The organism is Streptomyces sp. NPDC048507, from assembly GCF_043199995.1.
In the GTDB taxonomy this organism is placed as follows: domain Bacteria; phylum Actinomycetota; class Actinomycetes; order Streptomycetales; family Streptomycetaceae; genus Streptomyces.
The window spans coordinates 784,378-796,170 of the sequence record NZ_JBICWZ010000001.1; the positions used below are offsets into that span (position 1 = coordinate 784,378).

Genomic DNA, 11,793 nt, shown 5'->3' on the forward strand with positions numbered 1-11,793 from the left:
TCCGGGGGAGACCATGGGGGACACCGAGCATCCGCGCCGGCTCGTACGACCGGCGCCGGACGGCCCGCAGCACACCACCGCGCCGTCCGCGGCCGGCGCGGGCGCCCGCGGTCCACTCGCCGACCGGCTGCGGGAGCGGCCGCACGACCTGCTCGAAGCGGTCGCCCGGCTGGACGCGGGCCTGGACCCGGTGGCCGGACGCCGGCTCGCCGACCGGATCCGCGAGCAGTACACGGCCGAGTACGGCGGCGCGCCCGTCGGCTTCCTCGCCGTCTGCCACCTCGGCCCGCCGTACGTGGACCACGTCCTCGACCTCGACGGGGCCATCGTGCGCCACTACGCGCCGGGCGAGACGCTGCCCCCGCCCTACGGGGCCGCCCGGATGCTGGTGCGCCATCCGCACTACGCCTGCGTGGAGGTGTACTCGGACGGACTCCTGCTGCCCGTCCTCGTCACCGGAGCGGTGGTGCGCCCCGCCCCGCCGCGCCGGGGAGGTGCGGCATGAGCGCCCTGGACGCCGCGCTGTCGGCGCAGGTCGCCTCCGTCAACCGGCTCGTCGGCCAGGTGGCGGGACAGGTGGACCGGCTCTCCGGCCAGGTCGCCTCGGTCCACGCGAACCAGCACCAGACCCGCACCGAACTCCAGCAGCTGCGCGACGAGTTCCGCGCCTTCGCCATGCAGGCCCGGCTCGCCGCCGCGCTCCAGCGCGCGGAGACCCGCGTCGGGGTCATCCAGGACCGGCTGGACCACGAGTTCGGCCACCACAAGGTCGTCCGGCGCACCGCCGTCGGCATGCTCCAGGCCTTCGACACCGGCCTCGTCTCCGAGGAAGCCGTCCGCGCGGTCGGCGACCAGCTGATGCTCCAGACCCCCCGGTACTGGCTCGCGCCCGCACTGGTCGCCCTGGCCGCCTGGTCGGCCGACGACCAGGCCCTGTGCGCCCGCGCCGTGCAGGAGGCCTTCCGCCGCGCCCCGGACCGGACCTCGCTGCTCTTCGCCCTCGTCCTGCGCCGCCAGGGCCGGCACGCCGAGTCCGCGCGCTGGCTGCGCCACTACCTGCTGGCCCAGGATCCGGCCGCGCTCGGGCGCGAGTTCGCCGTCATCCTGGAGTCCGTCGCCCAGGGCGCCTTCGGCGCGGCCGGCCGCGCCATGCTGCGCGAGGCCCTCGAACGCTGGCACGGCCTGCTCGGCGCGGACACCGGCGCCCAGAACACCCAGATCGAACGCTGGGGGGCCGAACTGCGCTCCCTGTGCCCGGTCGTGGACGGCGCCGAGTTCCCGTACCTGCGCGCCGTCTCCCCCCAGTGGCCGCAGCTCGCCGGGGTGCTGTCCGGTGCCCGCGGCCAGCAGGCGGTGCTCGACAAGTACACGGCCATCACGAACCTGGAGCCCGCCCCCACCCAGCGGCTGGAGGACGCCGTCGACGACATCCTCGACCGGCTCGTCAGCGAGTACGACGACGAGGAACTGCCCCTGCGCCGCGACCTGGCCTACCAGGAGGCGGTCATCACCCACGACGGGGACACCGCCCGGGCGCGGACCGACACCGAGGCCGACGCCTCCTCCTACGACGAGTCCCTCGACTACCTCACCGTCCAGAGCACCGCCGCCCTCAACCCGGCCGCGATCGGCACCTCCGAAGCCACCCGCCGGCTCGCCGTCGCCGCCTGCCGGGACTGGTTCCACCACGCCCACCAGGGGTTCGGCCGCGACTACCGGGCCGTCGTCCCCCAGGACGTGCGGGCCCGCTTCGGGGCCGCCTACCCGGTCGGCGCGCAGCGCTTCACCCTGCCCGCCTGGGAGGGCTCCTACCAGAAGCCGCTGCCCGAGCTGGAGCGGGAGCTCGGGGAGCACTGGGACCGGCACACCGCCCCGTTCGTCGCCTCCCTCGGCTACAAGTACACCCCGGCCGTGGCGCTGGCCGTCCTCGTCTGCCTGGTCGCCCTGTTCCTCGGCGGCGGCGGCGGAGGCCCGGCCGGAGCCGTCATGGCCGTCCTGATCGTCGGCGGCATCGCCTGGCTGATCATCCGCGGCCTGGCCGGCCAGTGCCGCCGCGCCCAGGACTCCGCCCGGCAGATCCTCGACCGGGCCAAACGCGCCGCCCTGGAGCAACTGGTGGGCGCCCGGGCGGACCTGACCGCCTGGCAGCACGCCTACGAGGACGCCGACGCCGTCGAGGCCCGGGTGGCGGACCTCATCGCCTCGCTGGACACCGGGACCGAGGGGAACTCCCCGTTCTCCGGCCGCACCGTCACCCCGGAAGGGCCGCGCACATGAGCACACCCGCACCCGACGGGGACGCCCCCGCACGCCGCCGGCTGTGGGCCGCGGGCAACGGCCCGGCCGAGGAGCGCAGCACCGCCCGGCTGCGCCGGCTCGTCGAGGGGCTGCCCGACTGGTCCCCGCTGCCCCCCGGCGAACAGCTCGTGCGCCGGCCCGGCGCCCGGACCGAAGAGCCGTGACCGTGCACGGCATGTGGGGACACGGCGGCGCTTACCAGACCTGGACCCAGTTCCTGCGGGACTGGGCCGGGAACGGCGCCGGCGCCACGACCGAAGCCGCCGCCCGGCTCCCGGCGCTGCGGCCCGAGGACTACCCGCCGCACACCTGGGCCCGTTTCGCGGAGCAGCTCACCACCGCCCTCGACCTGCGGCTGCGGGCCTGGGGCCGGTCGCTGAACGCGGCCCTGGCCGCGGCCCGCGACGAGTTCGACGTGGGCCGGGCCCTGGTCCAGGCCCGCACCGGCCTGGACGCGGTGCGGGCCCTCGCCGCCCACCCGGGACTGCCGGACGCCCTGCGCGAGCAGGTGTCGGAGCTCGTCGAAAAACACGTCCGCACCTTCCGGAACCAGTTGGAGGACCAACTGGACCGCGAGGCGCGCGCCGGCGCCGACCCGGGCGTGATCGAGGCGCGCCGCCGCACCGTGCGCGAGAACCCGCTGACCACCCCCGGCCGGGGAGGGGACGAACCCGCGGGGCAGCCGCGGTCCGGCCGCCGCCGCCCGGGCGCCCGGCGCCGCGACGACCCGGACGGTCCGGGCCCCGACGGTACGGGCCCGGACCGGCCGGCACGGGCCGAGGGCTGGGCGTACGACCCGGCGGCCCCCGCCCGCCGCCGCATCATCACCGACTGACGGAGATCACCACCCCATGCCCAACTACGCGGAATGCCAGCGCGATCTCGACAGTTACATCTCCGCCCGGGTGCCGGTCATCTGCGTGCGCACCATCGAGCAGCAGCGCGCGCTGCGCCTGGTGCGCAACGCCGGCACGCAGCCCCGCCGCGCCACCATGCCGTTCTGGATCTACACCCGGGCCACGGGGCTGCGCGACCTGCGCACCAACTCCGCGGTCCTGGAGGACCGGTCACTGACCGGGGCCATGGAGTTCGCGGCCGCCCAGTTCACCTCCCGCCCCAACGCCACCCTGGTCCTGGTCGAACCCGACGGACTGGACGCCGACACGCCCCTGAGCCGCCACGTGGCCGAACTCGCCCGGCTCGCCGACTCGAACATGGGCGGCCTCGTCCTGATCACCGACAGCCCGGTGTGGAGCGGCCTCCAGCGCCTCGGCATGAGCCTCCAGCTGGACCCGCCCGACGCGGACGAGATGCAGGCCACCCTGGCCGCCTTCCTCGACGACCACCGGGGCCACATCCCCATCGCCTGGGACGCCCAGGACACCCGTCGGGCCGCCGAGTTCCTCGTCGGGGTCACCGAGGGGGAGGCCATCAACCTGATGGCGACGATCGCGACCAAGGGCGCGGTGGAGGCGGGCGACGTGGTGGCCCTGGCCCAGGCCAAGGACCGGATCTTCAACGACCTCGCCGGACTGGAGAAGATGCCCGTCAGGTCCGGCGAGCACACGGTCGGCGGTCTGAGCAACCTCCGCTCGTGGCTGGAACGCCGGGGCCGGCTCCTCCAGGCCGATCTGCGCGACACCGCCCTGCGGCCCCCGCGCGGGGTGCTGCTGGCCGGCGTCCCGGGCTGCGGCAAGTCGCTCTCGGCGAAGGCCGTCGCCGCGCAGTGGCAACTGCCCCTGTACCGCCTGGACATGGCCTCCATCCACGGGAAGTACCTCGGGGAGTCGGAGGGGCGACTGCGCGAGGCGCTGGAGTCCGCCGACCGGCTGGCCCCCTGCGTCCTGTGGATCGACGAGATCGAGAAGGGGCTGGCGGGGGCGGACGACGGCACCGGGGTTCCGCAGCGCGTCATCGGACACTTCCTCTTCTGGCTCCAGGAGTCGCGCTCCCGCGCCTTCGTCGTCGCCACCGCCAACAACGTCCGCTCACTGCCGCCGGAGCTGCTGCGCAAGGGCCGCTTCGACGAGCTGTTCTTCGTCGACCTGCCCGACGCGGGGGACCGCGAGGAGATCATCGGGATCTACTATCGCCGCTATCTGAAGACCGATCCCGGTCCCGAGCTGCTCGCCCGGCTGGTCGACCTGTCGGAGGGGTTCGCGGGCTCCGACATCGAAGCGGCGCTGAACGACGTCGGAGCCGAGGTGTTCCTCGGCGGCGGCACGGAACAGGTCCGGCCCGACTTCGTCCTGGACACCTTCGCCAACACGGTCCCGCTCAGCCGCAGCAATCCGGAGCAGATCGAGGAGATCCGGGCCTGGGGCCGCGAACGGGCCGTACCCGCCGGACGGTTCGCGGCTACCACGACCCAGGGTCCCTCCGGACAGACCCGCCGGATCGTCTTCCTGGACGACTGAGGAATCAGCCGGTGCCCGCCGGCGGGCGGGGGGTGGTCTGCTGGACGGCCCAGCCGTTGCCGTCGGGGTCGCAGAAGTACACGAACGACCCCCACGGCATGTCCTGCACCTCCGTCACCTCCACGCCCCGCCCGCGCAGGTCCGCGTACGCCTCCTCGATGTCGGTGACGACCACCTGGAGGTTGTCCAGCGATCCCGGGATCATCCGGGTCAGGCCCTTGCCGATGGCGATCGAGCAGGCCGATCCGGGCGGGGTCAGCTGGACGAAGCGGATCTCCTCGCTGACGGTGACGTCGTGGTCGGCGTGGAAGCCGAGCCGTTCGTAGAAGGCCTTCGCGCGGTCGACGTCGGTGACCGGGACGGCGACCAGTTCGAGCTTGACGTCCATGACGGGCTCCCCTCGCTGGCGGGACGGCCCGGCGCCGGGACGGCGCGCGGGTCCTCGGGCATCATGCGCCCGACGCGGCCGCCGCGCCGTCCCGGGCGGGTCCGGGGCCGTGCGTGTCGCGGGCGGCGAACTGGGTCCGGTACAGCTCCTCGTACCGGCCGCCCGCCGCGAGCAGCTCGGGGTGGGTGCCGCGTTCCACGATCCGGCCCTCCTCCAGGACCAGGATCTGATCGGCGGCCTGCACCGTCGACAGCCGGTGCGCGATCACCACGGCGGTCCGGCCCGCCAGGGCCTCGGCCAGGGCCTCCTGGACGGCGGCCTCGGAGGTGGAGTCCAGGTGGGCGGTGGCCTCGTCGAGGATCACCACGCGCTGGCGGGCGAGCAGCAGCCGGGCGATGGTCAGCCGCTGGCGTTCGCCGCCCGAGAGCCGGTAGCCGCGCTCGCCGACCACCGTGTCCAGCCCGTCGGGCAGCGAGGCGACGAGCCCGTCCAGGCGGGAGCGGCGCAGGGCCTCCCAGATCTCCTCCTCGCCCGCGCCGGGGCGGGCCAGCAGCAGGTTGGCCCGGACCGACTCGTGGAAGAGGTGCCCGTCCTGGGTGACCATGCCGAGGGTCTCGCGGATCGAGTCCGCGGTGAGGTCGCGCACGTCGGTCCCGCCCAGGCGCACGGTCCCCGCGTCCGCGTCGTACAGCCGGGGCAGCAGTTGGGCGATGGTCGACTTCCCGGCGCCGGAGGAACCGACCAGGGCGACCATCTGGCCCGGTTCGGCCCGGAAGGACACCTCGTGCAGGACCTGCGCGCCACCCCGGACGTCGAGGGTGGCGACCTCCTCCAGCGACGCCAGCGAGACCTTGTCGGCGGCGGGGTAGCCGAAGGAGACCCGGTCGAACTCCACCGCCACCGGCCCCTCGGGCACCCGGCGGGCGTCCGGCTTCTCGGCGATCAGCGGCCGGAGGTCCAGGATCTCGAAGACCCGCTCGAAGCTGACCATGGCGCTCATCACCTCGACCCGGGCCCCCGCCAGTGCGGTCAGCGGGGCGTACAGCCGGGTCAGCAGCAGGGCGAGCGCCACGACGGAACCCGCCTCCAGCGTCCCGCGCAGGGCGAAGTGGCCGCCCAGCCCGTAGACCAGGGCCAGGGCCAGCGCGGAGACCAGGGTGAGGGCCGTGATGAAGGCCGACTGGGCCATCGCCGTACGGATCCCGATGTCGCGCACCCGGGCCGCGCGGGCGGCGAACTCGGCCGACTCGTCGGCGGGCCGCCCGAACAGCTTGACCAGCGTGGCGCCGGGGGCGGAGAAACGTTCGGTCATCTGGGTGCCCATCGCGGCGTTCAGCGCCGACGCCTCCCGCTGCATCCCCGCCATCCTGGCGCCCATCCGGCGGGCCGGCAGCACGAACACCGGCAGCAGCACCAGGGCCAGCAGGGTGATCTGCCAGGAGATGGTGAGCATCACCCCGAGCGTCAGCAGCAGCGTCACGGTGTTGGACACCACCCCCGACAGGGTGTTGCTGAAGGCCCGCTGCGCCCCGATCACGTCGTTGTTGAGGCGGCTGACGAGCGCTCCCGTCCGGGTCCGGGTGAAGAAGGCCACCGGCATCCGCTGGACGTGGTCGAAGACCGCCGTCCGCAGGTCCAGGATCAGCCCCTCACCGAGGGTGGAGGACAGCTTGCGGGTCAGCAGGCCGAGGCCCGCGTCGGCGACCGCGATCACGGCGATGAGCAGCGCGAGCCGGGTGACGGTCCCGTCGTCGCCGCCCCGGACGATCGCGTCCACGATCCGGCTGGCCAGCAACGGCGTGGCCACCGCGAGGAGCGCGCCCACCACGCTGAGGACCAGGAAGAGGGTGAGGCCGCGGCGGTGCGGCCGGGCGAAGGCGGCGATCCGGCGCAGGCTCGCTCGCGAGAGGGGGCGCCGGTCCTGCTGGGCGTTGATCGCACTGTGCAGCGAGTGCCAGGCGGTGACTTCCATGTCCATGCGGCCCACGCTAGGACCTCAACCGGACTCCAGGTCAAGCAACCCCCGGCCGATCGCCCGCACGGGAAGCCAACTCCACCGTAGGTCAAGGTTGTTCCCAGTCCGCCTGCCCGGCCGCCGTCCGCTGGCATCATCGGGGAATGACGCAGGCACCGCCCTCCGCCCGCCCGGAACGACCCGACGTCGACACCGTCCTGGAACGCTTCGAGCGGCTGGCCCGCGACGCTCCCGGAGCCCCCGCCGTCCTCCACGGCTCCGCGGAACCGTCCGGCGGGAGTCCCGGCGGGAGTCCCGGCGCGACTCCCGGCGGGACTCGCGGCCGTGATCCCGAGGGCGGCCCCGGCCGAGACGGCCCGGCGTACGGGCTCCGCTCCCACGGCGCCCTGACCCACGGCCCGCTCTCCTACGGCGAACTCGACGCCCGGGCCAACCGGCTGGCCCATCACCTGCTCGACGGGGCCATGCCACCCGGCGGCCTCGTGGCCATCGGCCTCCCCGCCGCCCGGCCCGAACTCCTCGTCTGCGTCCTCGCCGCCCTCAAGGCCGGCGGGACGTACGCCCTCGTCGACGCCACCGCCCCGCGCACCGGACGCCGCCAGCTCGCCGCCCTGCCCCCGTACGTCCTGCTCACCGACGCCGCCCACCAGGTCGGCCTCGACGTGCCCGAGCGGCAGGCCGTCGTCCGCCTCGGCGCCGAGGCCGCCCGGATCGCCGGCCGGCCCGCCACCGCCCCCGCCCGCCCGCCCGGAGCCCGCGACGCCGCCGTGCTGTTCACCGGCGCAGCCGACCCGCGCCCCGTCCGCGTCGGCCACGCGCTGCTCCTCGCCGCGTACACCGCCTGGGCCGAGCTGGCCCGGCTGACACCGGCCGACCGCCACCTGTTCACCTGCGGCCCCGACGTCACCGCCTTCGCCGCGGGCTGGACCCGGGCCCTGTGCTCCGGCGGCGCCCTCGTCCTGCCGCCCGGCCGGCCCGACGACGGCCCCCGGCACCTCCTCGACGCCGCCCGCGAGGCACGGGTCACCGTCCTGCACACCGACCCGGCGACCGCCGCCGCCCTGCTGCTCCCCGGGGCGAGCGCCGCACCCCCGGTCCCCGCCCCGCGCCGGACCCCCGCACCGGACCTCGCCACCCTGAGGCTGCTCACCGTCACCGGCGACCGGCTCTACCTCGACGAACACAGCGCCCTCCAGGACCGGTTGCGCCCCGGCGCCCGGGTCCTGAACGTCTGGGCCCCCACCGAAACCGCGGGCGCCGGCACCTCCTTCGAACTCCCTCAGCTCCAGGGCCCGCTGGACGACCCCGAACGGATCTCCCTGCTCGGCGCCCCCTTCCCCGGCTTCCGCGCGGACCCGCGCGACGGGGAACTCCACCTCACCCCGCCCGGCGGCGCCGCCGTCCCCACCGGCGACCAGGCCGTCCTGCGCCCCGACGGGCTGCTGGAGTTCGGCGGGCGGCTGCGCGACCGGATCACCCTCGACGACGGCACCGGCCTGGACCCGTACACCCTCGAATCCGAGATCCGCACCCACCCGGCCTTCGGCGCGGCCGTCGTCGCCCGGGTCACATCCGGCTCCCGCTCCCGGCTCGTCGCCTACGTCTGCCCGCCCACCGCCGACCCGCTGTGGCGGGCAGCCGGACCGGGCGCCCCGCCGGAGGTGCTGCGCGCGCACCTGGCGGGGAAGGCGGCCCCCGACGCGGCCCCGCGCCACGTCGTCCGGCTGCGCGCCCTGCCGCGCACCCGGGCCGGCCAGGAGGACCGGGCGGCGCTCCCGCGGCCCCCGGAGCAGGAACCGCCCGCCCCGGCCGCGGCCCGGCGCGTCGGCAAGGGCGCCCCCGCCCCGGCGGAGCCGATGCCGCGCGGCTGCGCCGCGGGGTGCGCCGCCGTGCCGCTGTTCGCGGCCGCCATGGTGCTCACCCCGGTGTTGTGGCCCGGCTCCACCGACCTCACCGGGGTGCCCGGCCCGTGGGCGTTCCTCTTCTTCGTCCTCTACGTGTGCGAGAGCGCCGCCTTCGCCGCCGGCGTGCTGTTCCTGTTCGGCGGCCGGGCGCGGATGGCCGGCCAGGGGCGCGGCCGGGCCCTGACCACGGCCGCCCACCTGTCGGTGGCGTACCTGCTGATCGCCTGGTGGCCGCAGGACAACCTCTACCGACTGGCGGCCCGGCACGACTGGCCCCGCCAGGCCGCCCTCGTCTACGCCTTCAACGTCCCCCTGATGTGCGCGGGCCTGATCGTGGCCTGCTACCTGCTCCGCACGCCCCGCTCACCCTTCGACTTCGACGACTGAGGCCCGCCCGCACCGGTGAGGTCCACGGGGTCTGCGGGGTCCGCGAGGTCTCCGAAGTCCGTGCCGGCCGCCCGCGCCCCCGCCCGGACCAGCGCCTCGGCCGCGTCCAGCTCCCGCGCCCCGCGCGCGGCCACCAGCACCCCGAGCCAGGGCGCCGGGTCGAAGGCCCCGGTGACGATGGCCGGGACGAACACCGCCCCCGCCGCGGCGCACGCCGCCGCCAGATCCGCGCACAGCTGGTCCAGCGGAGCCTCCGGCAGCCGGGCGCCGAGCTCCACCCGGTCCACGATCCGTACGAGGTGCCCCGCGCCCCGCAGCTCGTCCAGCCGGGCCGCCACCATGAACGCCGCGGACGGCCCGGTGAGCCGCAGGTTGACCTCGGTCGGCGCGAGCCGCCCCGCGCCGTCCGCGACGAAGTCCACGTCGAACCAGCCCCGGTGGCCCGCCGCCGCCAGCTCCCGCCCCACCGCCGCCCCGAAGGCCCGCAGCGGCCCGGCCAGCGCGGCGGGCACCACCCCCGGACCCACCGTCGCGCCCCGGTAGGCGCCGTCCGCCACCTCCATCACGGCCGCCCCGACCTCGTGGGGGCGGCCGTCCCCGGTCACGAACCCGTCGTAGGTCAGGTCGCGCGGGCCGTGCGCCGGATCCGGTACGTACTCCTCGACGAGCAGCGGCCCGCGCGGCAGCCCGCGCAGTACGGCCCGCGCCCCGCCCGCCGCCCGGACCCGCCCCGGCGGCAGCACGGTGGTGCCCGAACCCCCCACTCCGTACTCCGACTTGAGGACGGTCGCCAGCCCGGCCCGGGACCGTCGCGCCAGCAGCCGCCCGGCCGCCCGCCGGGTCGCCGCCCGCCACTGCCCGGGGAGCGTGATCCCCGGGTGCCCGCCCCGCGCGAGGATCCCGGCGAACAGCGCGTGCGCCGCCGACTTCGACTCGTAGCGCAGCTCGCGCGGCCGCCACGGCAGCCCGGCGAGGCGCCCGTACGGCCGCGTCCGCCCCCACGGGACGAGGGGCAGCCCGTACCCGGCGAGCCGCGCGGCCAGTTCCGGCCGGGCCAGCACCGCCTCGGACAGGCCCGGCGCCTGCTCGGCGAGCCCGTCGTGGACCTCCACCCCGGGCCCCCACTCCAATTGGCGCCCCACCAGCCGGATCCAGCCCGGCGGCACCGGCCGCGGCAGCACCAGCGCCGCCGGGCGGGGGCTGTAGAAGGCGGCGAGGCAGGCGTAGTCGTGGGCGGGCCGGTACGCGCGGTCCAGCGAGGCATCGGCGAACTGGGCGTTGAACTCGGCGACGTTGCCCACGTGCACCGCCGGGACCCCGCCCGTCCAGGCGTGCGCCCAGCCGGCCAGCGGGACCGGCGCCACCTCGAAGCGCACCAGCCCCGCCGGGCCCCCGGCCGCGGCGACCGCGCCCATCGCCCGGTAGAACCCCGCCGCGTACGGATCGGAGTCGATCAGCAGCCGCCGCACCCCGAGCGCGACGGCCCGGCGCAGGGCGTCCCGGTACAGCAGCCGCCCGATGCCCCGGCCGATGAGGGACGGCTCCACGAACAGCAGCCCGAGCCGGGCGACCGCGCCGCCCCCGTCGTCGGCGCCCGCGTCCGCAGCCGTGTCCGCCGGCTCCAGGGAGGCCAGACCGAGGACGCGGCCCTCGCCGTTTTCGGCCACCACGACCCGCCGGGACGCGAGTTCCCCGTCGCGCAGGGCCAGCTCCGGCGCGCATCCGGCCAGGAACTCCGCGTCGTACCCCCAGTACGCCTTGGACCGCATGACCAGCGCGGTCAGCGCCCGGGCCTCGCCGGGCCGCGCGGCCCTGATCTTTGCCATGTCCTGACCTCCCCATGGTCCGGCGCCGGGCCGTGCGATAGATTCGGCCTCCCCGACCCACGTGCTCGGCACATCCCCATCACATCCCCATCCCACCCACGCCCAGACAGGCTTCTCCATGAGCGACATCGTCAACGGACTTGGCCGTACGAGCGCGTACGGCGCCCTCGGCCTCGTACTGCTGATCCTCGGCATCGTCCTGGTGGACGTGCTGACGCCCGGGAAGCTTCCCCGGCAGATCTGGGAGGAGCGCAACCGCAACGCGGCGCTGCTGCTCAGCTCCGCGCTCCTCGGCATCGGCGGCATCGTCTTCACCTCGATCTGGACGACGTACGACGACTTCGGCAAGGGCCTGCTGTCCACCGCGGCGTTCGGGCTGCTGGGCCTGGTCCTGATGGCCGTCGCGTTCCTGGTGCTGGACCTGGTGACCCCGGGCAAGCTCGGCGCCATAGTGGTCGACCCCGAGCCGCACCCGGCCGTCTGGGTCACGGCCTCCTGCAACCTGGCGGTCGCCGCGATCGTGGCGGCTTCCATCGCCTGATCCCGGCCCGCACGCCCCGGCACGACGAGAGCGCCGCTCCCCCTCGGGAGCGGCGCT

The 11,793-nt window shown here is 75.7% G+C and carries 10 protein-coding genes; 7 read left to right on the plus strand and 3 right to left on the minus strand.

The window, feature by feature from the left end; all coding sequences use genetic code 11:
- Positions 1-13: 13 nt before the first annotated feature.
- The 5 genes from ACGFXC_RS03605 to ACGFXC_RS03625 are packed head-to-tail and all read left to right on the plus strand — an operon-like array spanning position 14 to position 4,715.
- Positions 14-505, plus strand: a complete 492-nt coding sequence (locus ACGFXC_RS03605) for a hypothetical protein (RefSeq protein ID WP_393709059.1) — start codon at positions 14-16, stop codon at positions 503-505.
- A complete protein-coding gene (locus ACGFXC_RS03610; protein WP_393709061.1) occupies positions 502-2,277 on the plus strand; it encodes a hypothetical protein in 1,776 nt (591 codons plus the stop codon). Before ACGFXC_RS03605 ends, ACGFXC_RS03610 begins: the two co-directional genes overlap by 4 nt.
- Complete coding sequence (locus tag ACGFXC_RS03615) at positions 2,274-2,462, plus strand: hypothetical protein (RefSeq protein WP_393709063.1); 189 nt, start codon at positions 2,274-2,276, stop codon at positions 2,460-2,462. Before ACGFXC_RS03610 ends, ACGFXC_RS03615 begins: the two co-directional genes overlap by 4 nt.
- 11 nt (positions 2,463-2,473) lie before the next feature.
- Positions 2,474-3,133, plus strand: coding sequence for a hypothetical protein (locus ACGFXC_RS03620; RefSeq protein WP_393709064.1), 660 nt, complete (start codon positions 2,474-2,476; stop codon positions 3,131-3,133).
- Between the two features lie 16 nt (positions 3,134-3,149).
- Positions 3,150-4,715, plus strand: a complete 1,566-nt coding sequence (locus ACGFXC_RS03625; protein ID WP_393709066.1) for an ATP-binding protein — start codon at positions 3,150-3,152, stop codon at positions 4,713-4,715.
- Between the two features lie 4 nt (positions 4,716-4,719).
- Here the strand turns inward: ACGFXC_RS03625 and ACGFXC_RS03630 are convergent, their stop codons facing one another.
- Together ACGFXC_RS03630 and ACGFXC_RS03635 are read right to left on the minus strand one after the other, a co-directional pair.
- Complete coding sequence (locus ACGFXC_RS03630) at positions 4,720-5,103, minus strand: VOC family protein (RefSeq protein ID WP_393709067.1); 384 nt, start codon at positions 5,101-5,103, stop codon at positions 4,720-4,722.
- A gap of 61 nt (positions 5,104-5,164) precedes the next feature.
- On the minus strand, positions 5,165-7,081 hold the full coding sequence (locus tag ACGFXC_RS03635) for an ABC transporter ATP-binding protein (RefSeq protein WP_393709069.1): 1,917 nt from the start codon (positions 7,079-7,081) through the stop codon (positions 5,165-5,167).
- Positions 7,082-7,221: 140 nt separating this feature from the next.
- Between ACGFXC_RS03635 and ACGFXC_RS03640 the strand changes: the two genes are divergently transcribed.
- Positions 7,222-9,369 (plus strand): AMP-binding protein, encoded by a 2,148-nt coding sequence (locus tag ACGFXC_RS03640; protein WP_393709070.1) that lies wholly within the window; start codon positions 7,222-7,224, stop codon positions 9,367-9,369.
- On the opposite strand, the gene ACGFXC_RS03645 is transcribed toward ACGFXC_RS03640, so the two are convergent.
- Complete coding sequence (locus tag ACGFXC_RS03645; RefSeq protein WP_393709072.1) at positions 9,324-11,195, minus strand: GNAT family N-acetyltransferase; 1,872 nt, start codon at positions 11,193-11,195, stop codon at positions 9,324-9,326. The two genes, ACGFXC_RS03640 and ACGFXC_RS03645, sit on opposite strands and share 46 nt — an antisense overlap.
- A 118-nt stretch (positions 11,196-11,313) precedes the next feature.
- Here ACGFXC_RS03645 and ACGFXC_RS03650 point away from each other — a divergent pair, with 118 nt between their 5' ends.
- Positions 11,314-11,736, plus strand: a complete 423-nt coding sequence (locus ACGFXC_RS03650) for a DUF350 domain-containing protein (RefSeq protein WP_393709074.1) — start codon at positions 11,314-11,316, stop codon at positions 11,734-11,736.
- Positions 11,737-11,793: the final 57 nt, after the last annotated feature.